This window comes from Oceanimonas sp. CAM02, from assembly GCF_032842915.1.
Classification (GTDB): Bacteria; Pseudomonadota; Gammaproteobacteria; order Enterobacterales; family Aeromonadaceae; genus Oceanimonas; species Oceanimonas smirnovii.
In genome coordinates this window covers 34,572-57,207 of sequence record NZ_JAWJBK010000006.1, presented here as the reverse complement: position 1 = coordinate 57,207, position 22,636 = coordinate 34,572, and the positions used below count along the sequence as shown (strand labels likewise).

22 protein-coding genes are annotated in these 22,636 nt (G+C 56.6%); 13 read left to right on the top strand and 9 right to left on the bottom strand.

The features are described from left to right. Positions 1-62: 62 nt before the first annotated feature. From gyrB to dnaA, 4 genes are read right to left on the bottom strand one after another with little or no spacing between them, the layout of a single operon-like run. Positions 63-2,480, bottom strand: a complete 2,418-nt coding sequence (gene gyrB / locus R0I78_RS02105) for a DNA topoisomerase (ATP-hydrolyzing) subunit B (protein ID WP_317074129.1) — start codon at positions 2,478-2,480, stop codon at positions 63-65. Next, positions 2,473-3,579 (bottom strand): DNA replication/repair protein RecF, encoded by a 1,107-nt coding sequence (recF, locus tag R0I78_RS02100; protein WP_317074128.1) that lies wholly within the window; start codon positions 3,577-3,579, stop codon positions 2,473-2,475. The genes gyrB and recF overlap by 8 nt, the downstream gene beginning before the upstream one ends. A 1-nt stretch (position 3,580) precedes the next feature. Next, positions 3,581-4,681, bottom strand: coding sequence for a DNA polymerase III subunit beta (gene dnaN / locus R0I78_RS02095; RefSeq protein WP_317074127.1), 1,101 nt, complete (start codon positions 4,679-4,681; stop codon positions 3,581-3,583). Between the two features lie 12 nt (positions 4,682-4,693). Continuing rightward, positions 4,694-6,082, bottom strand: coding sequence for a chromosomal replication initiator protein DnaA (gene dnaA / locus R0I78_RS02090; protein WP_317074126.1), 1,389 nt, complete (start codon positions 6,080-6,082; stop codon positions 4,694-4,696). A 321-nt stretch (positions 6,083-6,403) separates the two neighbouring features. Between dnaA and azu the strand changes: the two genes are divergently transcribed. The 13 genes from azu (at position 6,404) to R0I78_RS02025 (ending at position 18,049) form a co-directional block, all read left to right on the top strand. Next, on the top strand, positions 6,404-6,856 hold the full coding sequence (azu, locus tag R0I78_RS02085; protein ID WP_019935634.1) for an azurin: 453 nt from the start codon (positions 6,404-6,406) through the stop codon (positions 6,854-6,856). A gap of 178 nt (positions 6,857-7,034) precedes the next feature. Further along, positions 7,035-7,793 (top strand): amino acid ABC transporter substrate-binding protein, encoded by a 759-nt coding sequence (locus R0I78_RS02080; protein ID WP_019935636.1) that lies wholly within the window; start codon positions 7,035-7,037, stop codon positions 7,791-7,793. A gap of 2 nt (positions 7,794-7,795) precedes the next feature. Then, on the top strand, positions 7,796-8,461 hold the full coding sequence (locus R0I78_RS02075; RefSeq protein WP_019935637.1) for an amino acid ABC transporter permease: 666 nt from the start codon (positions 7,796-7,798) through the stop codon (positions 8,459-8,461). Between the two features lie 11 nt (positions 8,462-8,472). Next, entirely contained in the window at positions 8,473-9,213 is a 741-nt protein-coding gene (locus R0I78_RS02070; protein ID WP_317074125.1) for an amino acid ABC transporter ATP-binding protein, read from the top strand. Between the two features lie 250 nt (positions 9,214-9,463). Beyond that, positions 9,464-9,598 carry a 50S ribosomal protein L34 gene (rpmH, locus tag R0I78_RS02065; RefSeq protein WP_019935639.1) on the top strand — a complete coding sequence of 45 codons (135 nt, stop codon included), beginning with the start codon at positions 9,464-9,466 and terminating at the stop codon, positions 9,596-9,598. Further along, entirely contained in the window at positions 9,598-9,960 is a 363-nt protein-coding gene (gene rnpA, locus R0I78_RS02060) for a ribonuclease P protein component (RefSeq protein ID WP_317074124.1), read from the top strand. The genes rpmH and rnpA overlap by 1 nt, the downstream gene beginning before the upstream one ends. Then, positions 9,921-10,166, top strand: a complete 246-nt coding sequence (gene yidD / locus R0I78_RS02055) for a membrane protein insertion efficiency factor YidD (RefSeq protein ID WP_083928722.1) — start codon at positions 9,921-9,923, stop codon at positions 10,164-10,166. Before rnpA ends, yidD begins: the two co-directional genes overlap by 40 nt. A gap of 4 nt (positions 10,167-10,170) precedes the next feature. Beyond that, positions 10,171-11,832: a membrane protein insertase YidC gene (yidC, locus tag R0I78_RS02050; protein WP_317074123.1), complete on the top strand. Its 1,662-nt coding sequence runs from the start codon at positions 10,171-10,173 to the stop codon at positions 11,830-11,832. Between the two features lie 113 nt (positions 11,833-11,945). Further along, positions 11,946-13,307 (top strand): tRNA uridine-5-carboxymethylaminomethyl(34) synthesis GTPase MnmE, encoded by a 1,362-nt coding sequence (gene mnmE / locus R0I78_RS02045; protein WP_019935642.1) that lies wholly within the window; start codon positions 11,946-11,948, stop codon positions 13,305-13,307. 122 nt (positions 13,308-13,429) lie between these two features. Continuing rightward, entirely contained in the window at positions 13,430-15,067 is a 1,638-nt protein-coding gene (locus R0I78_RS02040) for a methyl-accepting chemotaxis protein (RefSeq protein WP_317074122.1), read from the top strand. Positions 15,068-15,124: 57 nt separating this feature from the next. Continuing rightward, a complete protein-coding gene (locus tag R0I78_RS02035) occupies positions 15,125-15,715 on the top strand; it encodes a TetR/AcrR family transcriptional regulator (RefSeq protein WP_317074121.1) in 591 nt (196 codons plus the stop codon). Between the two features lie 103 nt (positions 15,716-15,818). After that, positions 15,819-16,976, top strand: a complete 1,158-nt coding sequence (locus R0I78_RS02030; RefSeq protein ID WP_317074120.1) for an iron-containing alcohol dehydrogenase — start codon at positions 15,819-15,821, stop codon at positions 16,974-16,976. 29 nt (positions 16,977-17,005) lie between these two features. Next, positions 17,006-18,049, top strand: coding sequence for an NADP-dependent oxidoreductase (locus R0I78_RS02025; protein ID WP_317074119.1), 1,044 nt, complete (start codon positions 17,006-17,008; stop codon positions 18,047-18,049). A gap of 38 nt (positions 18,050-18,087) precedes the next feature. Here the strand turns inward: R0I78_RS02025 and R0I78_RS02020 are convergent, their stop codons facing one another. The 5 genes from R0I78_RS02020 to R0I78_RS02000 all read right to left on the bottom strand — a co-directional run bounded on the left by R0I78_RS02020 (position 18,088) and on the right by R0I78_RS02000 (position 22,557). Next, positions 18,088-18,915 (bottom strand): metal ABC transporter permease, encoded by an 828-nt coding sequence (locus tag R0I78_RS02020; protein WP_317074118.1) that lies wholly within the window; start codon positions 18,913-18,915, stop codon positions 18,088-18,090. After that, complete coding sequence (locus tag R0I78_RS02015; RefSeq protein WP_317074117.1) at positions 18,912-19,769, bottom strand: metal ABC transporter permease; 858 nt, start codon at positions 19,767-19,769, stop codon at positions 18,912-18,914. Before R0I78_RS02015 ends, R0I78_RS02020 begins: the two co-directional genes overlap by 4 nt. Next, entirely contained in the window at positions 19,753-20,607 is an 855-nt protein-coding gene (locus tag R0I78_RS02010; RefSeq protein WP_410506564.1) for a manganese/iron ABC transporter ATP-binding protein, read from the bottom strand. The genes R0I78_RS02015 and R0I78_RS02010 overlap by 17 nt, the downstream gene beginning before the upstream one ends. Positions 20,608-20,657: 50 nt before the next feature. Further along, positions 20,658-21,590, bottom strand: coding sequence for a metal ABC transporter substrate-binding protein (locus tag R0I78_RS02005; RefSeq protein ID WP_317074115.1), 933 nt, complete (start codon positions 21,588-21,590; stop codon positions 20,658-20,660). Positions 21,591-21,675: 85 nt separating this feature from the next. Then, positions 21,676-22,557, bottom strand: coding sequence for a LysR substrate-binding domain-containing protein (locus tag R0I78_RS02000; RefSeq protein ID WP_026344909.1), 882 nt, complete (start codon positions 22,555-22,557; stop codon positions 21,676-21,678). Between the last annotated feature and the right edge of the window lie 79 nt (positions 22,558-22,636).

Sequence of the window (22,636 nt, the reverse complement as noted above, 5' to 3'; positions counted from 1 at the left end):
GCGAGCAGCCATAAAAAAGGCAGCCTGCAGGCTGCCTTTGAGTTCACCGGATAAACCGAAGATCAGATATCCAGGTTGGCTACCCGCAGAGCGTTGGTCTCGATAAAGTCGCGGCGCGGCTCTACATGGTCGCCCATCAGGGTGGAGAACAGCTGATCGGCGGCCACGGCGTCTTCAATGGTCACCTGCAGCATGCGGCGGGTTTCCGGATCCATGGTGGTTTCCCACAACTGTTCCGGGTTCATCTCGCCCAGCCCTTTATAACGCTGCACCGACAGGCCACGCTTGCTTTCATTCATCAGCCAGTCCAGGGCCTCAGAAAAACTGGAAACCGCCTTGGTCTTCTCGCCGCGCTTCACATAACCACCCTCTTCAATCAGGTTGGCTATACCCTTGCCCAGGGCCACTATGCTGCGATATTCACCGGAGGCAAAAAAGTCGTAGCTGATCGGAAATTCACGCTCAATGCCGTGCTGACGTACCTTGACCCGGGGCAGATGGCAGTTGCGCTCTTCCGAGTAAACCGCATCCAGCACGTATTCGGTGCCGTTGGTGTTATTGTCCTGCAGGGATTCGTTAATGGCCGCCAGCCAGGCATTCACTTTGGCTTCATCGGTCAGATCGTCCAGGCTCAGCTCGGGCTGATAGATCAGCTCGTTCAGTACAATTTCCGGTGCCCGGCGTGACAGCCGCTCAATCAGCTCCTGTACCTTGCGGTAATCATTCACCAGTTTTTCCAGCTGCTCACCGCCAATGGCGGGTGCCGACTCGTTGACATGCAGGGTGGCGTTATCCAGCGCCAGGCTGGTCTGATACTGCAGCATGGCGGGCTCGTCTTTCAGGTATTGCTCCTGCTTGCCCTTTTTCACTTTATACAGGGGCGGCTGAGCAATATAGACATAGCCGCGCTCGATAATCTCCGGCATCTGCCGGTAGAAGAAGGTCAGCAGCAAAGTACGAATGTGAGCACCGTCCACGTCCGCATCGGTCATGATGATGATGTAGTGGTAGCGCATCTTGTCAGGGTTATATTCGTCCCGGCCAATGCCGCAACCCAGCGCCGTGATCAGGGTGGCCACTTCCTGAGACGACAGCATCTTGTCGAAACGGGCTTTTTCCACGTTCAGGATTTTACCCTTGAGCGGCAGTATGGCCTGATATTTACGGTTGCGCCCCTGCTTGGCAGAGCCCCCCGCCGAGTCACCCTCCACTATGTAGAGTTCGGACATGGCGGGATCTTTTTCCTGACAGTCGGCCAGCTTGCCGGGCAGTCCGGCCAGATCCAGCGCCCCCTTGCGCCTGGTCATTTCCCGCGCCTTGCGCGCTGCTTCCCGGGCCCGGGCGGCGTCGATAATCTTGTTCACCACTATCTTGGCGTCGTTGGGGTTTTCCAGCAGAAACTCCTGCAGACGCTCGGCCATGGCCTGCTCCACTGCGGTTTTCACCTCGGAGGATACCAGCTTGTCTTTGGTCTGGGAGGAGAACTTGGGGTCTGGCACCTTGACTGAAATCACCGCCGTCAGACCTTCCCGGGCATCATCACCGGAGGCGGAGGTCTTGGCCTTTTTGCTGAAACCTTCCTTGTCCATATAGCCGTTCAGGGTACGGGTCAGGGCGGCACGGAAGCCGGCCAGGTGAGTACCACCATCACGCTGAGGAATATTGTTGGTAAAACAGAAGATGTTTTCCTGATAGGAGTCGTTCCACTGCATGGAGACTTCCACCGAAATGCCGTCTTCCCGCTCAGTGGTGAAATGAAACGCCTTGGGATGAATGGGCGTTTTGTTGCGGTTCAGGTATTCCACAAAGGCCTGAATACCGCCCTCATACTCAAAGTGCACTTCCTTGCCGTCGCGCTCGTCCAGCAGCTTGATGGACACGCCAGAGTTCAGAAACGACAGCTCACGCAGGCGCTTGGCCAGAATGTCGTAATGGAAGTTGGTATCAGTAAAGGTTTCATGGCTGGGCCAGAACCGAATTTGGGTGCCAGTGCGGGTGGTATCGCCCACGGCAGTCAGCGGTGCCTGAGGCTCACCATGATGATAGGTTTGCTCATGCACCTTGTTCTTGCGCCAGATGGTCAGCTGCAGCTTTTCCGACAGGGCGTTCACCACCGACACCCCTACGCCGTGCAGACCGCCGGAGACCTTGTAGGAGTTATCATCAAATTTACCGCCGGCGTGCAGCACGGTCAGAATCACTTCCGCCGCTGAACGGCCTTCTTCTTCGTGAATATCGGTGGGAATACCACGGCCGTCATCAGACACAGATACAGAGCCATCGGCATGAATGGTGACAATAATGTCTTTACAGTGACCGGCCAGGGCTTCATCGATTGAGTTGTCCACCACCTCAAACACCATATGGTGCAGGCCAGTGCCGTCGTCCGTGTCGCCGATATACATGCCCGGACGCTTGCGGACCGCATCCAGACCTTTCAATACCTTGATACTCGAAGAGTCGTAAGTGTGTTCACTCATTGGCTTGCTTGCACTCCTGGGTTTCGGTGATTTCACCCTGTTTCACGTGGAACAGCTTACTGTTATCCCGTGTGATCATGTTACCGAGCTGGTTTGTGTCGATAGCAGAAATAAATACCTGAGCCTGCAGCTCGTTCAGCCGCGCAGCCAGTAACTCCCGCTTGTGTTGGTCCAGCTCGGACGCAAAGTCGTCGATCAAAAATATACAGTCCTGTCCGGACTGCTGCTTTAAATACAGCCCCTGGGCCAGCCGCATGGCACACACCAGCAGCTTGAGCTGGCCACGGGACAACAAGTCCTGCACCGGCATGCCCTGAGCTTTTATTCTTATCTCGGCCTTGTGCGGGCCCGACTGGGTGTAGCCCAGGCTGGCATCCCGCTCAATGCCCTGCTGCAGTACTTGTGCCAGCTCGGTCTGCCGGTCCCAGCCACGAAAAAAATCAAGGCTGAATTCAAATTCCGGCAGAAAATCGGCGGCAATGGCGGCAATAACCGGGGCGATGGCATCGGCATAATCCTGCCGGTAGGCACTTAACGCCTCACCTGCCGCCACCAGTTGCGGATCCCAATAGCTCAGCTCACGCCAGGGCCGCTGTTGCCGAAGCAACGCATTACGCTGTTTGAGCAAACGCCGGTAGCGACCCCAGGCGGAAAAAAACTCAGGCCGGGAATAAAACAACCCCCAGTCCAGATAAGCCCGCCGCAACTTAGGGCCGCCAGTCAGCAGATTATACCCTTCCGGGTGGATCAACTGAATGGGCAGAATGTGAGCGAGATCAGCCAGCCGCTCTGCAGCCCGACCTGCTACCTTGAGCCGGGTGTCACCACTACGGGTTTTGGACAGACCTACCGGCAGTCCTTCGCCTTCGCTTTGCTGCACCCGGGCAAACAAAGTAAAAGCCTGCTCCCCCTGCTGTATTACTCTGCCGGTAAGGTGAGTACGAAAGGAGCGGCCCACGCCAAGATAATGAATGGCTTCCAGAATGCTGGTTTTGCCACTGCCATTGGGCCCAACCAGCACATTGATACCCGATGCCGGCACCAGCCGGGCATGAGGAATATTGCGAAAGTCTTTTAACTGAAGGTTAAGCAGGGCCATATTACAGCCGCATGGGCATCACCACGTAGAGGGCGTCGCTATTATCTTCGGCTTCAATCAGGCCGCTGCTGCTGGCGTCTTTCAGGCTGATTTTCACCTGTTCCGACTTAAGAGTACCCAGCACATCCAGGACATAGGAAACATTAAAGCCAATTTCCAGATCACTGCCTTCAAAATGCACATCCAGCACTTCCTCGGCCTCTTCCTGCTCCGGATTATTGGCAGTGATCTTCAGCGTCTGCCCCTGCACATTCAGACGCACACCGCGGAATTTTTCGTTAGACAGAATGGCCGCCCGGGTAAAGGCCTGCTTGAGCCCTTCCCGATCGCAGATCAGGGTTTTGTCGCTTTCCCGGGGCAGTACCCGGCGGTAATCGGGGAAGCGCCCGTCTACCAGCTTGGAAGTAAAGGTAAACCCTTGTGTCACGGCGCGCAGGTTGTTTTTGCCCACCTGCAGCCGCACATCCTGATCCTCGTGTTCCAGCAGCTTGGCCAGCTCCAGCACCCCTTTGCGCGGCACTATCACCTGCTGAGCCGGCAGCGCCTGCTCCAGCTCACGCTGACAGGTGGCCAGACGGTGACCATCGGTGGCCACGGTACGCAGGCTGTTACCGTCGGTTTCAAACAGCATGCCGTTCAGGTAATAACGAACATCCTGAATGGCCATGGAAAACTGGGTGGCTTCTATCAGCTTTTTCAGTGCCAGCTGATTGATGTCGAACTCCAGCTCGGAAGACCATTCCTCAATATTGGGAAAGTCTTCCGCCGGCAGGGTAGACAGGTTAAAACGGCTGCGACCGGAGCGCAGCAGCAGACGGTCGTCCTGCTGACTGAAGCTCAGCTCGGCACCGTCAGGCAGGCCCCGGCAAATATCGAGCATTTTGCGTGCCGGAACAGTCGTGCGACCAGCGGTGACGCTGCCTTCCAGGGGCACCCGGGCTACCATTTCCACTTCGGTATCGGTGCCGGTCATCGACAGGGCATCGTTATCCACACTCAGCAGAATATTGTTGAGAATGGGCAGGTTGGGCCGGCCTCCCAGGGCACTGGATACCAGTTGCAGGGGGCGCAACAGGGCTTCGCGGCTGATGGTAAACTGCATGGGACTCTCCGATCAGGAAGACAGGGTTCGAATCAGGTTGGAATAATCTTCCTTTATATCATGACTCTCTTCCCGCAGCTGGCCAATTTTACGGCAGGCATGCAGCACGGTAGTGTGATCCCGGCCACCAAAGGCGTCTCCGATTTCCGGCAGCGAATGGTTGGTCAGCTCCTTAGCCAGCGCCATGGCCAGCTGGCGGGGCCGGGCTACGGAGCGGGAGCGCCGCTTGGACAAGAGATCTGCCACCTTGATCTTGTAGTACTCGGCCACCGTCTTCTGAATGTTGTCGATGGTCACCAGCTTTTCCTGCAGTGCCAGCAAATCCCGCAACGCTTCGCGCACAAAGTCGATATTGATGGAGCGGCCGGTAAAGTTGGCGTTGGCAATCACCCGGTTCAGCGCACCTTCCAGTTCACGCACATTCGAGCGCAGCCGCTTGGCAATAAAGAAAGCGACTTCATCAGGCAGATGAATTTTGTTTTCAGCCGCTTTGCGCATCAGAATGGCCACCCGGGTTTCCAGCTCGGGTGGTTCGATCGCCACCGTCAGACCCCAGCCAAATCGGGATTTGAGCCTGTCTTCCACGCCGTCTATTTCTTTCGGATAACGATCCGAGGTCAGAATGATCTGCTGGTTGCCTTCCAGCAGCGCATTAAAGGTATGGAAAAACTCTTCCTGAGAACGCTCTTTGTTGGCGAAGAACTGAATATCGTCGATCAGCAAAGCGTCCACACTGCGGTAGTAGCGCTTGAACTCTTCAATGGCATTGTTCTGCAGCGCCTTTACCATGTCCTGCACAAAGCGTTCGGAGTGCATGTAAATGACCCGGGCGTCGGCCTTGCGCTCACGAATGCCGTTGCCCACCGCATGCAGCAGGTGGGTTTTGCCGAGACCGGTGCCGCCATAGAGAAACAACGGATTATAGGCACCGCCCGGATTGTCGGCCACCTGGCGGGCGGCAGCCCGGGCCAGCTGGTTCGACTTACCTTCAACAAAGTTGTCAAAGGTATAGTTGGTATTCATGTTGCTCTTGTGATTGATCCGCGGCTGCTGTGCTTCCTGCTCGCTCCAGGAGGGTAATACCTGAGGCTGGGGCTGAGGCTTGCTGTTGCGTTGCGCTTGGCTGCTGCTGCCGGCCATCAGATTCACCTGAGCGCGCTTGTTACCCACCTCAAACTTGAGCTGCGGGCACTGGTTGCCGCAGAACTCACTCAGCAAACCATTAATACGGATCAGATATTTGTCACGCACCCAGTCCAGCACAAAGCGGTTGGGCGCAAACAGGGTCAGGGTCTCATCGCCCTGCTCTGCCTGCAGCGGCCGGATCCACATGCTGAATTCCGCGGAAGGCAATTCGTCCTGTAGCCGGGCAAGACACTGCTGCCAAAGCATAGCGCTCATTGGAACTCCTGAAGTAAGGGATCAATCAAGGGGGCAGTCATTCTACTTGTGCGCCTTCAGGATCTCTAGCCGGATCAGGCCGATCCTGAAAAATATGATCCTTGACATCTGTGAATAAACCACACCTTAATCACAGGATCCTCAACGTTATAAACAAGCTACACACATATTGTGTTCACTCACCGATACCAATGATCCGGATTTGTGTCTGGATCCTTGATGTAATGTATTGATGATAATGACTGTCTTGTGTCATGGTTATATCTTGTGCACCCTTATGTGGGCACTATTGGTACTTCCCCAAACCGAGGAGTTCTTGATATGAAAGTAGTAAAGTCTCTGGCCGGCCTGGTATTGCTGTCTGCGGCCCTGCCCGCCATGGCAGACGATTGCTCCCTGACCATTGAAGGCAACGATGCCATGCAATTTAATCAGCAGGAGCTGAGCGTACCTGCCAGCTGCAAGGAAGTAACGCTGACACTGAATCACACCGGTAGCCTGGCTAAAAACGTCATGGGCCATAACTGGGTACTGAGTGAAACCGCCGATATGCAGGAAATCGCCAACGGCGCTATCAGTGCCGGCGCCGATAACGACTATCTCGATACCAGCGACGAACGTATTATTGCTCACACTGATCTGATCGGCGGTGGCGAAAGCAGCTCCGTGACCTTCAGCACCGAAGGCATGACTGCCGGTGGTGACTACAGCTACTTCTGCTCCTTCCCCGGCCACATCGGCATGATGAAAGGCAAGTTCGTTATTACCGAGTAAGCTCAGCGCTACAACACAGTGTTACCCATGCCGGCTGTTGCCGGCATTTTTATTGCCGTCTGGCTGGCGGATCTGTTTGGCTTCATGGCCCGGCTGGTATAAAAAGGTCTCCGTCATTTATGCTGTAATGATGCCGGGTACAATGATTTCCGCCCAGGTTCATAATAAGGAGAGTTATATGTTTGCATCCCTTCGCCGTGCAGGTGCTGCTCTGGCCCTGTCAGCAGCCCTCATTACCCCGGCCATGGCGGCCGATCCGGTCAAGGTGGGTATGTCCGGCCGCTACTTCCCCTTTACCTTCGTCAAACAGGATGAGCTGCAGGGTTTTGAAGTAGACGTATGGAATGAAATTGGCAAGCGCATCGGCCGGGATGTGGAGTTTGTCACCACCAACTTCTCCGGTCTGTTCGGCATGCTCGATACCGGCCGCATCGACACCATTTCCAACCAGATCACGGTAACCCCCGAACGACTGGAAAAATACGATTTTGCCGATCCCTATGTCTATGACGGCGTGCAGATAGTGGTGCGTAAAGGTAATGACAGCATTCAGGGCCTGGACGATCTCAAGGGCAAGAAGGTGGCGGTCAACCTGGGCTCCAACTTTGAGCAGCTGATGCGCAAGCACGACACCAACAACGAGATCAATATCATCACCTACGAGACCAATCTGGAGCAGGACGTGGCCCTGGGCCGGATTGACGCCTTTGTAATGGACAGAGTGGGTTCGGTGCAGCTGATCAACGAAGCCGGCCTGCCACTGCAGCTGGCGGGCAAGCCCTTTGAAACCATGGAAAACGCCTTTCCCTTTGTGAAAAGCCCCGAGCAGCAGGCGCTGCTGGCCGAGGTGAACCAGGCGCTGGCCGACATGCGTGCCGACGGTACCCTGAAAGCGATTTCCGAGAAATGGCTGAACGCCGACATTACCAGTAATTAAGCATGCAGTTCGATCTCGACTACACCCTGGCGCTGTTTCCTATCCTGTTTAAATATCTGGGAACCACCATGGAAATGGCGCTGCTGGGCTTTGTTCTCGCGCTGATCATCGCCGGCACCCTGGCGGTGATCAGAACCTTTGCGCTGCCGGGGCTGAACGCCCTGGCCCGGCTGTTTATTTCGTTTTTCCGCGGCACGCCGCTGCTGGTGCAGCTGTTTTTGCTGTATTACGGCCTGCCCCAGATTTTTCCTGTTTTTATTGGCATGAATGCCTTTACCGCTGCGGTCATTGGCCTGACCCTGCACTTTTCTGCCTATATGGCCGAGTCGATTCGCGCCGCCATTCTGGGTATTCACAAAAGCCAGATGGAAGCGGCCATGAGCATCGGCATGACCCGGGGTCAGGCGATGAAGCGCATTATTCTGCCTCAGGCGGCGCGTATCGCTACGCCCTCGCTGATGAACTACTTTATCGACATGATCAAAAGCACCTCACTGGCCTTTACCCTGGGGGTGGCGGAGATCATGGCCACGGCCCAGAAAGAAGCCTCAAGCAGCTTCAAGTTTTTTGAGTCCTTTATTGCCGTGGCGCTGATCTACTGGGCAGTGGTGGTGTTCTTTACTTATCTGCAGGGCCGGCTGGAACGCCGCCTGAACGCGGCTTATTAACCAGAGGCAGCATGATCAAGTTACGCAATCTGACCAAGGTCTATGACGGCCAGACAGTACTGAACGACATCAGCCTGGATATTGGCAAAGGTGAAATTGTGGTGATTCTGGGGCCGTCGGGCACCGGAAAATCCACCCTGCTGCGCTGCCTAAACCTGCTGGAAACGCCGGAAGCGGGCAGTCTGGAGATTGACGGCTTTACCATTGATCTGGCTAAACACAGTGGCAAACAGGCCATAGCGCTGCGCAAGCGCACCTCCTTTGTGTTTCAGAACTATGCCCTGTTCGCCAACAAGACCGCCCGGGACAACATCGCCGAAGGCCTGATCACCGTCTGGAAAAAGCCGAAGGCCGAGGCTCAGGCCGAAGCTCTGCGTATTCTTGGCGACATTGGTCTGGAAGATAAAGCCAACGCCTATCCCTCGTCGCTGTCCGGCGGTCAGCAGCAGCGGGTGGGCATTGGCCGGGCCATGGCCAGCCACGCCAACGTCATGCTGTTTGACGAGCCCACCTCGGCACTGGATCCGGAATGGGTAGACGAAGTGCTGGGGCTGATGAAAAAACTGGCGCTGGCGCACCAGACCATGGTGGTGGTGACCCACGAAATCGGCTTTGCCCGGGACGTGGCCGACCGCGTTATCTTTATGGATGGCGGCCGCATTGTGGAACAGGGGCCGCCCGGCGAGCTGCTCACCAGACCACAGGATCCGCGCACCCGCACCTTTTTGCGCAAGGTGTTGCCTGCCGGCTAATTTACAGCTCTCGATATAGTTGCCAAGTACACTGGTATGCGTATAATGCCAGCCCCGCGATCCTTTAGGATCCGGAATCGATCCGGTCTGCCATGCATGCAACGGCACCGGGTCGGTATTCAATGCCATGTGATTGACGCCGTGCGCGTAACTGTTTAGAATTCGCCCTCTTTTATGGGTCGTCTCGGCAGATGCACGGCATTTATGCCATGGCGGTCAAACTGTACAGTTAACTGAAGCGGTAATAACAATGAAACGCACTTTTCAACCTTCAAATCTGAAGCGCAAGCGCAGCCACGGTTTCCGTGCTCGCAAGGCCACTGTTGGTGGTCGCAAGGTACTGCGTGCTCGTCGCGCCAAAGGTCGTGCCCGTCTGAGCGCCTAATGGCCAGGCATGCCTTTTCACGGGAGTTACGTCTGTTAACTCCCGCTCAATTCAAAAACGTCTTCGACAACCCCGTCAGAGCCGCCTCCCCTCATATCACTTTGCTTGCCAAACACAATGGTCTGGAACACCCGAGACTTGGCCTTGCCGTGCCCAAAAAAGCACTCAAGCGCGCTGTGTGGCGTAACAGAGTCAAGCGAGTAGCGCGGGAGTCATTCCGGCTTAAACAGCACAAACTGCCTGCGGTCGATATTGTGGTCATCGCCAAAAAAGGCATCGGAGACGTGCCCAACGACGAACTGTTCGAGCTGATGGAAAAGCTATGGCGCACTCTCTCTCGCCGCTGCAAAAGCTCGGCATAGGCCTGATCCGGCTTTATCAGCTGGTTATCAGCCCTCTGCTCGGCCCCAGGTGCCGCTTCACTCCCACCTGCTCCCAATACGCGATTGAAGCCATTCGACTCCACGGTTTTGTAAAAGGCGGTTGGTTAACTATCAAACGTCTATTAAAATGCCATCCTTTAGGTCCAAGCGGCCACGATCCGGTCCCGACAAAGCGAAGAAACTGACACTATGGAATCCCAACGCAACATACTTGTTATTGCGCTGCTGCTGGTGAGTTTTCTCATCTGGCAACAGTGGCAAACGGATAAAGCGCCACAGCCAGAAACGGCGCAACAGAGCACTCAAACCAGCACAGGCGACGACAGTTTTGTTCCCGAGTCGGACCAGGCCGGTGGCGAAGTGCCTGCCGATGCTCCCACTACCGCCAGCCGTCAGCTGGTCACCATTACTTCCGACACCCTTGAGCTGACTATCGACACCCAGGGTGGCGACATAGTGCGCGCCGAGCTGCTGGAGCACAACGACGAGCTCAATTCCGACGACAAGTTCGTACTGCTGAGCCAGGGTGCCAACTTCGTCAACGTGGCTCAGAGCGGTCTGATTGGCCGTGACGGTCCGGACGCCAGCGCCAATGGCCGGCCTCTGTATCAGGCTGAACAAAAGCGCTATCAGCTGGCCGAAGGCGAAAGCAGCCTGAGCGTGCCGCTGACGTTTACCAACGAAGCCGGTGTCACCTTTACCAAAACCTTTACCCTGGAGCGTGGCCGCTACGTAGTGGGTGTTAACTACGACATCAACAACCCAAGCAGCCAGCCGGTACAGGCCCAGCTCTACGCCCAGCTCAAGCAAAGCGAAAGCAAGCCCGGTGACGACGGCGGCAGCATGCTGATGGCTTCTGCCTATCGCGGTCCGGCCTATTCCACCAGCGAAACCCGCTACAGCAAGTACGATTTCAAGGATGTGCGTGAAGCCAACCTTAACCGTACTACCGAAGGCGGCTGGGTTGGTATGCTGCAGCACTACTTTGTGTCTGCCTGGGTCGCACCGGAAAATGGTGAGAATCAGCTTTATACCCGCTTCCTGAACAATCAGGGTCAGGGCATTATTGGTTTTAAAGCGCCGGTTACCACAGTGCCTGCAGGCTCAGAGCAAAGCATCTCCGCCAAGCTGTGGCTGGGTCCCAAGCTGCAGGATGAAATGGCCGAAGTGGCTCCTAACCTGGATCTGACTGTGGATTACGGCTGGCTGTGGTTTATTGCCCAGCCGCTGTTCAAGCTGCTGCAATTCCTGCAAAGCTTTGCGGTTAACTGGGGTCTGGCCATTATTCTGACCACCTTTGTGGTACGCGGCATCATGTATCCGCTGACCAAGGCTCAATACACCTCCATGGCCAAGATGCGCATGCTGCAGCCCAAGCTGATGGCACTGCGTGAGCGCTATGGCGACGATCGCCAGAAGATGTCTCAGGGCATGATGGAGCTGTACAAGAAAGAGAAGGTCAACCCGCTCGGCGGCTGCCTGCCCATCCTGATCCAGATGCCTATTTTTATCTCCCTGTATTGGGTACTGATGGAGTCGGTAGAGCTGCGTCATGCGCCCTTTATGCTGTGGATTGACGATCTGTCGGTGCGGGATCCTTACTTTGTGCTGCCCATTCTGATGGGTGCCAGCATGTATGTGATTCAGAAAATGAGTCCGACCACGGTCACCGATCCGATGCAGCAGAAGGTAATGCAGTTTATGCCCATCATTTTTACCTTCTTCTTCCTGTGGTTCCCTGCCGGTCTGACCCTGTACTGGCTGGTGAGCAACGTGGTCACCATCTCCCAGCAGTGGTACATTTTCCGCCAGCTGGAGAAGAAAGGCCTGCACGGCAAGGCTGCCTCATAAGGCCTCTGGCCTGAGCAGCAATAACGCAATACACTGGGCGGCCTGAGGGCCGCCTTTTTTATTGGCGGATATCTCCGTCATACTGAACCGCTAACTCCGGAGTAACAGAACCCATGTCCAACGACACCATCGTCGCTCAGGCCACCGCCCCCGGACGCGGCGGCGTCGGCATTATTCGCGTCTCAGGCCCCCGGGCCGAGGCCGTGGCTCAGGCCGTGCTGGGCAAAGTGCCCAGAGTGCGCTATGCCGACTACCTGCCGTTTAAAGACGAACAGGGCATGATTCTGGATCAGGGCATTGCCCTGCTGTTCAAGGGCCCCAACAGCTTTACCGGCGAAGACGTGCTCGAGCTGCAGGGCCACGGCGGCCCCGTGGTGCTGGACATGCTGGTACGCCGCATACTGGCTCTGCCCGGCCTGCGTCCGGCGCGGGCCGGCGAATTCAGCGAACGCGCCTTTCTCAACGACAAGCTGGATCTGGCCCAGGCCGAGGCCATTGCTGACCTGATTGAAGCGTCCAGCGAGCAGGCCGCCCGCTCGGCGCTGCAGTCGCTGCAGGGAGAGTTTTCTACCCGTGTACACGGTCTGGTGGAAGCACTCACTCACCTGCGCATTTACGTGGAAGCAGCCATCGATTTTCCCGACGAGGAAGTGGACTTTCTCTCCGACGGCAAAATCGCCGGCGAGCTCTACGGCATTATGGACCGGCTCACCGAGGTGCAGCGCGAAGCCCGCCAGGGTGCCATTATGCGCGAGGGCATGAAGGTGGTGATCGCCGGCCGCCCCAACGCCGGCAAGTCCAGCCTGCTTAACGCCCTGGCCGGCAAGGAATCCGCCATTGTCACCGACATTGCCGGCACCACTCGGGACGTGCTGCGGGAATACATTCATCTGGACGGCATGCCGCTGCACATCATCGACACTGCCGGCCTGCGCGAGGCCAGCGATGCGGTGGAACGCATTGGCATTGAGCGGGCCTGGGCCGAAATTGAACAGGCCGATCGCATTCTGTTTATGGTGGACGGCACCACCACCTCGGCCCAGCACCCAAAAGACATCTGGCCCGACTTTGTCGACCGGCTGCCGGCCCATATTGGCCTCACTGTGGTGCGTAACAAGGCGGATTTAACCGGTGAGCCGCTCACCGTGAGCAGCGACGGCGAACACCCTGTGTATCCCATCTCCGCCCGCACCGGCGAAGGAGTAGAAGCGCTCAAAGAGCACCTCAAGGCCTGCATGGGCTTTCAGGGCGGCGGCGAAGGCGGCTTCAGCGCCCGCCAGCGCCACCTGGACGCTCTGCACCACGCCAACCAGCATCTGATCATGGCCAGGGAACAGCTGGAGGTGTACATGGCCGGCGAACTGGTGGCGGAAGAGCTGCGCCTGGCCCAGGAGCAGCTCAGCCAGATCACCGGCGAATTCACCTCTGACGACTTGTTGGGCAGGATTTTCTCTTCGTTTTGTATCGGCAAATAAGCCTGCAGAAAGCATCGGCGGGACTCATCGTTATAAGCAATCAATTCCAAAGGTTATATGAGTTTTAGCTTTAAATAACCTTTACTTATACTCCCGAAACCACCACTTCGGGAGTCAAGGACATGCTCGCTCGTTTATCCATCCAGACACTGCTTACCGCCTCGTTTGGTGCCATGCTGCTGGCGGTATTGGCCTTCAGCCTGTATATCTACCTGTCCATGCAGGGCATACAGCGGCAAGTGGAAAGCATAGTGGAACGCAATATCAGCCTGCTGCAGACTATTTCCAACCTGCGTTACAGCACCGTCACCTACCGCCGTTTCGCCCTTGACTACGGTCTCACCACCGACCGGCGCGAGCACGCCGACATCCTGGCCAAGATCAACCACAACGACCAGCAGGTGGAACGTTACCTGGAGGCCATGCAGCGCCAGGCAAACAGCCCCGAGGTGCGTGCCTTTATCAACGACTTCCGCCGCCGCATCACCGCCTACAAGGGCATGCAGGGCGATTACCTGCGGCTGATCGACGCGGGCAACATAGACGCGGCCCGGGTAAAAATGCTCACCGATATGCTGGCCCCCTTTGATGCCATCGTTGCCCTGCTGGGCGAAACTCAGCAGCAGATCGCCGCAGAAGCAAAAGCCATCAAGGATCAGGAATCAGCGGTGATCGATAACATCAGCACACTGGTCATTATTCTGTGCCTGCTGCTGGCTGGCTTTATGCTGATCATGGGCATCATTATCAACCGCCGTATACGTCTGCCTCTTGCCCGGCTCAACGCTCAGATGGACAGAGTGAGGAACGGCATGCTCGACCAGGATCTCGATCGTCGTTATTTCTCTCAGGATGAACTGGGAAAGGCGGCCGATAGCTTTATTTCCATGCAGGCCGGCATTCGCAATCTGGTGCAGGAGATCTCCGCCAGCCTGGACGGAGTGGGAGGAGCCACCATAAAACTACGGCAAATGTCGGCACAGTCATCCACGGCGCTGGATAGCCAACAGCAGGAAATCGCCCGTATTGCCAGTGCCATGCATCAGCTCGAAGCCACCTTCCGCGATGTGGCACTTAATACCCAAAACGCTGCCGGTGCCGCCCGTGAGGCGGCAGAGCAAACTGAACAAAGCAACCGGGTAGTAATAAACTCCAGCCGCCAGGTGGAAATGGCAGCCAGAGAAATTGGGCAGGCCGGCGCACTGGCTCTGGCTCTTAAGGAAGACAGCGCCCGCATCGGCGTGGTGTCCCGGGTCATCAGCGACATTGCCGAGCAGACTAACCTGCTGGCACTCAATGCCGCCATTGAAGCGGCGCGCGCCGGTGATTCGGGGCGGGGCTTTGCGGTGGTGGCCGAGGAAGTACGCAACCTGGCGCAACGGACCCAGCAGTCCATTGAAGAAATCAACCAGACCATCGCCAGTCTACAACAACAGGCAGAAGCGGTGACCCAGGCCATGGATAACAGCCAGCAGATCATCGAGGGGGGTGCTAAAGAAGCCCGCCACGCGGCCGACTCCCTGCAACATATCAGCACGGCGGTAGCCAGCATGACGGAAATGAACCTGCAGATCGCCACCGCCACCGAGCAGCAAAGTGCGGTGGCGGCGGAGCTTAACGGCAGCCTGGCCGGCATTGACCGTATGTCGGATGAAGTGGCCGGCAGTGCCCGTCATACCTCATCAGCTTCGCAGGATCTGGAGCGTCTGGCAGACAGCCTGCATCAACTGGTGCGAAAGTTCAGTCTGGGCCAAGCGTAGTATCAGCCCCAAACCATGACTAGACGATCGGTCTAGTCATGGAGTAGTATTCACTCCATGAACACTAAACATCAAGATACTCGCCAGCATCTGCTGAATACCGGCCGCGAGATCCTCGCCGCCCGGGGCTTCAGCTCGGTGGGGCTCAGTACCCTGCTGCAACAGGCCGGCGTGCCCAAGGGCTCCTTTTATCACTACTTCAAGTCCAAGGAGCAGTTTGGCCAGGCGCTGCTGGAAGACTATTTCAGCCAGTACCTGATCGAGCTGAATGCGCTGTTCGGCCAGCCGCAGCTGAATGGTCGCGAACGACTGATGAGCTACTGGAATGAGTGGCAGCATCGCTATTGCAGCCCGCAGGGGCGCAGCGACTGTCTGGTGGTCAAGCTGAGTGCCGAGGTGGCTGACCTGTCTGAAGCCATGCGTCTGACCCTGAAAGCCGGCACCGACAAGATCATAGGCCGCATTCAGGATTGCATTGGCGTCGGCATGGCCGATGGCTCGCTGCCGGCAGAGAGCAAGCCGGCCCTGCTGGCCACCAGCCTTTATCAGCTGTGGCTGGGTGCCAGCCTGCTGACCAAGCTGCACAGAGACGAACAGCACATGAACCAGGCCATGGCCATGACCCGGCAGCTGCTGATGCATCACTGATACTGGCTCATTCAGCCCGCCATAACAGCGGGCTTTTTCAGACCAACTCACTAGACGACTGGTCTACTCAGGTATTTTTTATTGCAAGTAAACGAGGAAAACCATGCAGGATTTCAGCTTTTACAATCCCACCCGCATCGAATTTGGTGCCGGCAAAATTGCCAGCCTGGATCAGCTGGTGCCGGCCAATGCTCATGTGCTGGTGTTGTTTGGTGGCGAAAGCGCCCGCCGCACTGGCACCCTGGATGAAGTGACCGCGGCCCTAGGCAACCGCCAGCTGCAGTTGTTTGGTGGCATAGAGCCCAACCCCAGCTTTGAAACCCTGATGGAGGCGGTAGATCTTGTGCGCTTCCATCAGATCGACTTTCTGCTGGCCGTTGGCGGCGGATCCGTGATCGATGGCACCAAATTCGTGGCTGCTGCCGCCCTGTTTGAAGGTGATGCCTGGGAAATCCTGACCAGCATGGGACAGAACATAGAGAGAGCCCTGCCCTTTGGCACCGTACTGACTCTGCCGGCTACCGGCTCCGAGATGAACCAGGGCTCGGTGATCACCCGTAAGTCACTGCAGGCCAAGCTGCCCTTCAAGAGTGAACTGGTCTATCCGCAGTTTTCAGTACTGGATCCGGTCAAAACCTACACTCTGCCCACCCGGCAAGTGGCCAATGGCGTGGTAGACGCCTTTGTGCACGTAATGGAGCAATACCTCACTTACCCCGCGCAGGCACCGGTACAAGATCGCTTTGCCGAAGGCCTGCTGCAAACCCTGATTGAACTGGGTCCCAAGGCACTGGCCGAGCCGCAGGATTACTCAACCCGCGCCAGCCTGATGTGGACCGCCACCCTGGCGCTGAACGGTCTGATTGGTGCCGGCGTGCCGCAAGACTGGGCCACTCATATGCTGGGCCATGAGCTGACCGCCCTGCACAACCTGGATCATGCCCAGACCCTGGCGGTGGTGCTGCCGGAGATGCTGCGCCAGCGCAAGGCCAGCAAACTCGGCAAGCTGGTGCAGTATGCCGAGCGGGTCTGGAATATTCATCAAGGCAGCGATGACGACAAGGCCGAAGCCGCCATCGAGCATACTCGTGATTTCTTTGAAACCATGGGGGTAAAAACCCGCCTTGGCGAGTACGGTCTGGGGGCTGAACATATCGACGGCATTATCAACAGCCTGGAACAGCACGGCATGGTGGCTCTGGGCGAACACGGCGATGTCACTCCCGAGCACTGCCGCCAGATACTGCTGGCCAGTATGTAAGCGTTAACTCACGATTTAAGGAGCACACCATGAAGCAAACAGCCAACCGCAACCGTCAGATCACGCTGGCATCACGCCCGGTGGGGGCACCCACCCGTGAAAACTTTGCCCTGAAGGAAACCGCCATTCCCGAGCCTGCCGAGGGCCAGCTGCTGCTGCGTACCCTTTATCTGAGCCTAGATCCTTATATGCGGGGCCGCATGAGCGATGCCAAATCTTACGCCGAGCCGGTGGCCATTGGTGATCCTATGGTCGGCGGCACCGTCAGCCGGGTGCATGCCAGCCGGCACTCAGGTTATCAGCCCGGTGACTGGGTGCTGAGCTACAGCGGCTGGCAGGACTATGCGCTGTCTGACGGTGAAGGACTGATAAAACTGGATCCTGCCCACATGTCTCCTTCCTGGGCACTGGGTGTGCTCGGCATGCCCGGCTTCACCGCCTATATGGGCCTGCTGGATATCGGCAAGCCGAAAGCCGGTGAAACCCTAGTCGTCGCTGCCGCCACCGGTGCCGTGGGCTCCATGGTGGCGCAAATCGGCAAACTCAAGGGCTGCCGGGTGGTGGCCGTGGCCGGTGGTGAAGAGAAATGCCGCTATGCGCTGGAAACCCTGGGCGTGGACGTCTGCCTTGATCACAAGGCCGGTGACTTTGCCGAACAACTGGCCGGTGCCTGCCCCGATGGCATCGATATCTACTACGAGAATGTGGGCGGCAAAGTGCTGGACGCTGTGCTGCCCTTGCTCAACACCGGTGCCCGTATTCCGGTGTGCGGCCTTATCTCGCAATATAACGCCACCACGCTGCCGGACGGGCCGGATCGCCTGGGTCAGCTGATGGCTACCATTTTGATCAAACGCATGACGGTAAAGGGCTTTATCATCTTTGATGACTATGCTCACCGTTATGATGAATTTGTACAAGACATGAGCCAGTGGCTGAGGGAAGGCAAAATTCACTATCGCGAGCAGATAGTGGAAGAGCTGGAACACGCACCAGAGGCCTTTATCGGCCTGCTGCAAGGCCGCAACTTCGGCAAACTGGTGGTGCGCGTTGGAAATGACGAGCTGAACTGACATACCTTGGGGCAGCCTTGGCTGCCCCAAGGCCTGAGTTACTCAGTGAGTATGTTTTTTTTACGGTGCGCCAGCACAAAGGCGATGACAAAAAACACCGTCATCAGCAGCACTATGGTAGGTGCCGGAGCGCTGTCGAGGTAAAAAGCGATATACACCCCAAAAAAGCCGCCGGTAATGCCAATGGCCACCGACAGCAGCAGCATATGAATAAAGCGCCGGGTCAGCAGAAAGGCGGTGGCCCCGGGGGCAATCAGCAGGGCAATGGCCAGCAGCAGGCCCACAGAAGTGAGCGCCGCCACTATACTGAGGGTGATCAAACACAGCAGGCCATAGTGCAGCCAGCCCACCTTGAGCCCTACCGCCCGGGCCTGTACCGGATCAAAGGCGTGCAGCAAAAAGTCTTTCCACTTGGTGCCCAGCACCAGCACCGTCAGCAGGGCCACGGCAGCGGTTTCCAGAATATCTCTTGGGCTTACCCCCAGCAAATCGCCAAACAGAATATGATCCAGGTGCACCTCAGCGCTAATCTGCACATAAATCAGCAAACCAAAGCCAAACATGCCGGAAAACACTATGCCCATCACGGTGTCCTGCTTGATACGGCTGTTGGTGGCGAGAAAGCCAATGCTGAGCGCACAGGCCATGCCGGCACCAAAGGCTCCCAGCGCCAGCGGTATGCCTGCCATATAAGCCAGCACCACACCGGGAAACACCGCATGACTCATGGCATCCCCCATCAGCGCCCAGCCTTTAAGCACCAAAAAACAGGACAGCAGCGCCGCCGGCACCGAAATCACCACGGCCATGATCAGGGCGCGCACCATAAAGTCGAACTGAAAAGGCAACAGCAAGGCATCTGTCATGGCTGCGCCTCCCGGGCTTCGGCTGCGCGCCGGCGGGCGGACAGATAGCCATGCTTGGGCGCAAATACAAAGGCCAGCAAAAATACCAGGGTCTGCATCACCACTATCAGGGCTCCGGTGGCCCCGTTGAGAAAATAGCTGATATAAGCTCCCAGGGCGCTGGTAACGGCCCCCAGCGCAACGGCAATCACCAGCAGTACCGGAAAGCGATCACTGAGCAGATAAGCAGTGGCTCCGGGCGTGACCACCATGCAGATCACCAGAAAGGCACCCACTGTTTGCATGGCGGCCACTGTGCAGGCCGCCAGCAAAGTAAAAAAAACCAGCTTCAGCAGACCAGGACTCAGCCCCAGGGTATGAGCATGGTTTTCATCAAAAAATACCACCAGCAGATCTTTCCATTTGCACAGCAGCACCGCCAGCGACACCAGGCTGATAATAACCAGCTGCAGGATGTCGGCAGGATCGATGGCCAGAATATTGCCCAGCACTATGGTGCGAATATTCACTGCCATGGGCTGCAATGACACCATAAATAACCCCAGAGCAAAAAAAGCCGAGAAAATCAGGCCGATAATCACGTCTTCTTTCAGCTTGCTGCGCTGGTTCAGCAGCATCATGGCACCGGCGGCCAGGCCACCGGCCAGAAAGGCACCGAGAGAAAACGGCAGCCCCAGCATATAGGCACCGACTACGCCGGGCACAATGGAATGAGAAAGGGCATCGCCAATCAGCGACCAGCCTTTGAGCATCAGATAACAGGATAAAAACGCACACACGCTGCCCACCAGTGCCGATACCCAGATGGCATTCACCATATAGCCATAGGTAAAGGGCTCAAGGAGAAGTGTCATCGTTCCCCTCGTCTTTACCTCTGGCATAACTGTCACGGCTTTGTATCCGGCCGCCTTCGATGATCAGCGGTCGTTCATCGTCACTGATCACTCCAATCGGTAGTACGCCGCCGTTCAGCATAAAGTGACGCAGCACACCACCGAAGGCCAGCTCCAGATTGGCCTGATTAAAGGTCTCTTCTGTTGTGCCGTGAGCCAGAACCGTGCCCTTGATCATAATGGTACGGTCGCAGAACTCGGGCACAGACCCCAGGTTGTGAGTGGACACCAGCATGACCCGGCCTTCGTTTCGCAGCTCCTGCAGCAAGGCAATTATCTGCTCTTCGGTATTCACATCCACACCGGTAAAAGGCTCGTCGAGCAAAATAACCCGGCAGTTCTGGGCCAGCGCCCGGGCCAGAAACACCCGTTTTTTCTGGCCGCCAGAGAGCTCGCCAATCTGACGACGGCGAAAATCGGTCATATTGACCCGCACCAGGGCTTGCTCCACCGCTTCATGATCGGCAGCCCCGGGACGGCGCAGCCATCCCATATGGCCATAGCGGCCCATCATGACCACATCTTCTACCAGTACCGGAAAATTCCAGTCCACTTCTTCAGCCTGAGGTACATAAGCCACCAGATTTTGCTTCAGCGCCCGGCTCACCGGCATGCCCAGCAACCGGATATTGCCGGCATCGGGCTGTAAAAAGCCCATAATGGCCTTGAACAACGTAGACTTGCCGGAGCCGTTCACGCCTACCAGCGCAGCTATGGTTCCCACCGGCAGATGAAAGCTGGCATCGCGCAATGCAGTGTGGCCATTACGATAGGTAACGGTTACGCCAGCAACTGCCATGCCAGCTCCTTCCGGGGAAGCCGCCAGTGTGTTGATATCTCTGCAGGCAATCATTTGTCAGCGTCCTTGCTGGCAGCGTTTGTCAGGCCATTAACAATGGTGCTGGACGTGACCTTAAGCAATTCCAGGTAAGTGGGTACCGGGCCGCCGGCCTCGCTCAGTGAATCTACATACAGCACACCGCCATAATCAGCTCCGGTTTCACGGGCCACCTGCCGGGCCGGCTTGTCGGAGACGGTGCTTTCACTGAATACCACCGGAATATCATGCCGGCGCACCGTATCGATCACATGACGCACCTGCTGGGGCGTACCCTGCTGATCGGCGTTGATCGGCCATAAGTACAACTCGTTCAGGCCATAATCCCGGGCAAGGTAAGAAAAAGCACCTTCACTGGTCACCAGCCAGCGCTGCTGTTCTGGAATTTGCTCAAATGCTTTGCGAACAGGCGCGGTTGCTTCGGCAATTTGCTGCTTGTAGGCAGCAGCGTTGACCCGGTACACCTCGGCATTGTCCGGATCGTACTTTTCAAAAGCGGCCACAATATTATCGACGTAAATATAAGCATTTTCCGGCGACATCCAGGCATGGGGGTTGGGTTTGCCTTTATAGGGGCCATCATTGATACCCATGGGCTCTATGCCATTGCTCACCACTACTTCGGGTACACCTTTCAGATTCTGATAGAACTTTTCAAACCAGAGTTCCAGATTAAGGCCATTGGCAAGGATCAGCTGAGCATCATGAGCGCGAATAATATCACCGGGTGTAGGCTGATATTCATGGATCTCGGCACCGGGTCTGGTAATGGACTCCACCACAGCAGCCTCACCCGCCACATTGCGGGCCATATCAGCAATGATAGTAAAGGTGGTGATCGCCTTGAATTTGTTCCCGGCACTTGCCGGAAGCGCTGTCAGTACCAGTAATGCCGCCAGCACAACACCATTTGTACCGTGTCTTCTCCTGCCTGCATACATCATCGCCACCTCCTTTTTTATTATGATAGGACCCTCTGTATGATTCATTTCACACAATAAATAAATGATAACTATTTTCAATAAAAATCTAGCCTGGTGCTGCTTCCCGACATACATCCACAAACCGGCGCAACAGCGCAGAGTGATATTTTTTGCGATGCCATACCAGCTGCAGGGTACGAGACAGCGTTAACCCCACATCCAGTACCGCCAGCCGCCTTAATTCCAGCCGGTCAGCCACCGCCAGCCGGGAAATCAGCGCCAGCCCCAGGCCCTGCTCCACCGCCTGCATCACGGCTTCGGGTGTGCTCAGCTCCAGTGTGCGTCCCATGCCATTAAGATAAGGGGCCAGCTGGTGATCAAACTGCTCACGGCTGCCGGAGCGAGGCTCACGTAACACCCAGTTACAACCGGCAAGGCTGGCTGGAGTTAACCGGCCCTGCCCCGCCAGAGGATGATCTCTGGCTGCCACAATGCACATTTCATCGGTCAGCCAGGCCTGAGCCTCAAGATCAGCGTGACGGTTCTCTCCTTCTATCAGTGCCATATCCAGCTCAAAACGGGCCACCATATCGCACAGATTGCGGGTATTGGTGATGGTCACTGCCGCCTGCAGCCAGGGCTGACGCGCCAGCAAGGCGGGTAAAAGATAGTTGCCAATGGTCTGACTGGCTCCAATATGCAGGCTGCCTGCCAGCATCTCACCTTGAGAGCCTTGTTCAAACTGCTGTTCTATGTCTGCCACCCGGCCAAGAATGTCTTCCGCCACAGGCTGCAGCCGCCGGCCCTGATCGTTCAGCTGCAGCCTGGGATGAACCCGGTCAAACAGCGGGCTGCCCAGCTGCTGCTCCAGCTGGCTTAACGACTGCGACACAGCCCCCCGGCTCAGGCAGACTTCATCGGCGGCTCCGCCCAGATTGCCATGGCGGGCAATGCTGGTGAACACTCGTAGTTGCTTCAGGGTTATCATTTAGTTTTTCCAAACAATAGCTTTAAATCATTTGGATATTATAAATGAAAAGTTGTTTTTATCATGACGGCAGTCACTG

Bases quoted from the DNA above. Each gene is read 5' to 3' on its own strand.
- R0I78_RS02015 (WP_317074117.1), bottom strand. From the start codon at position 19,769: ATGACACTTCTCCTTGAGCCCTTTACCTATGGCTATATGGTGAATGCC.
- dnaN (WP_317074127.1), bottom strand. From the start codon at position 4,681: ATGCAGTTTACCATCAGCCGCGAAGCCCTGTTGCGCCCCCTGCAACTG.
- rpmH (WP_019935639.1), top strand. From the start codon at position 9,464: ATGAAACGCACTTTTCAACCTTCAAATCTGAAGCGCAAGCGCAGCCAC.
- R0I78_RS02005 (WP_317074115.1), bottom strand. From the start codon at position 21,590: ATGATGTATGCAGGCAGGAGAAGACACGGTACAAATGGTGTTGTGCTG.
- R0I78_RS02000 (WP_026344909.1), bottom strand. From the start codon at position 22,557: ATGATAACCCTGAAGCAACTACGAGTGTTCACCAGCATTGCCCGCCAT.
- recF (WP_317074128.1), bottom strand. From the start codon at position 3,579: ATGGCCCTGCTTAACCTTCAGTTAAAAGACTTTCGCAATATTCCTCAT.
- R0I78_RS02020 (WP_317074118.1), bottom strand. From the start codon at position 18,915: ATGACAGATGCCTTGCTGTTGCCTTTTCAGTTCGACTTTATGGTGCGC.
- yidD (WP_083928722.1), top strand. From the start codon at position 9,921: ATGGCGCACTCTCTCTCGCCGCTGCAAAAGCTCGGCATAGGCCTGATC.
- R0I78_RS02035 (WP_317074121.1), top strand. From the start codon at position 15,125: ATGAACACTAAACATCAAGATACTCGCCAGCATCTGCTGAATACCGGC.
- R0I78_RS02030 (WP_317074120.1), top strand. From the start codon at position 15,819: ATGCAGGATTTCAGCTTTTACAATCCCACCCGCATCGAATTTGGTGCC.
- azu (WP_019935634.1), top strand. From the start codon at position 6,404: ATGAAAGTAGTAAAGTCTCTGGCCGGCCTGGTATTGCTGTCTGCGGCC.
- rnpA (WP_317074124.1), top strand. From the start codon at position 9,598: ATGGCCAGGCATGCCTTTTCACGGGAGTTACGTCTGTTAACTCCCGCT.
- gyrB (WP_317074129.1), bottom strand. From the start codon at position 2,480: ATGAGTGAACACACTTACGACTCTTCGAGTATCAAGGTATTGAAAGGT.
- R0I78_RS02040 (WP_317074122.1), top strand. From the start codon at position 13,430: ATGCTCGCTCGTTTATCCATCCAGACACTGCTTACCGCCTCGTTTGGT.
- yidC (WP_317074123.1), top strand. From the start codon at position 10,171: ATGGAATCCCAACGCAACATACTTGTTATTGCGCTGCTGCTGGTGAGT.
- R0I78_RS02075 (WP_019935637.1), top strand. From the start codon at position 7,796: ATGCAGTTCGATCTCGACTACACCCTGGCGCTGTTTCCTATCCTGTTT.
- dnaA (WP_317074126.1), bottom strand. From the start codon at position 6,082: ATGAGCGCTATGCTTTGGCAGCAGTGTCTTGCCCGGCTACAGGACGAA.
- R0I78_RS02070 (WP_317074125.1), top strand. From the start codon at position 8,473: ATGATCAAGTTACGCAATCTGACCAAGGTCTATGACGGCCAGACAGTA.
- R0I78_RS02080 (WP_019935636.1), top strand. From the start codon at position 7,035: ATGTTTGCATCCCTTCGCCGTGCAGGTGCTGCTCTGGCCCTGTCAGCA.
- mnmE (WP_019935642.1), top strand. From the start codon at position 11,946: ATGTCCAACGACACCATCGTCGCTCAGGCCACCGCCCCCGGACGCGGC.
- R0I78_RS02025 (WP_317074119.1), top strand. From the start codon at position 17,006: ATGAAGCAAACAGCCAACCGCAACCGTCAGATCACGCTGGCATCACGC.
- R0I78_RS02010 (WP_410506564.1), bottom strand. From the start codon at position 20,607: ATGGCAGTTGCTGGCGTAACCGTTACCTATCGTAATGGCCACACTGCA.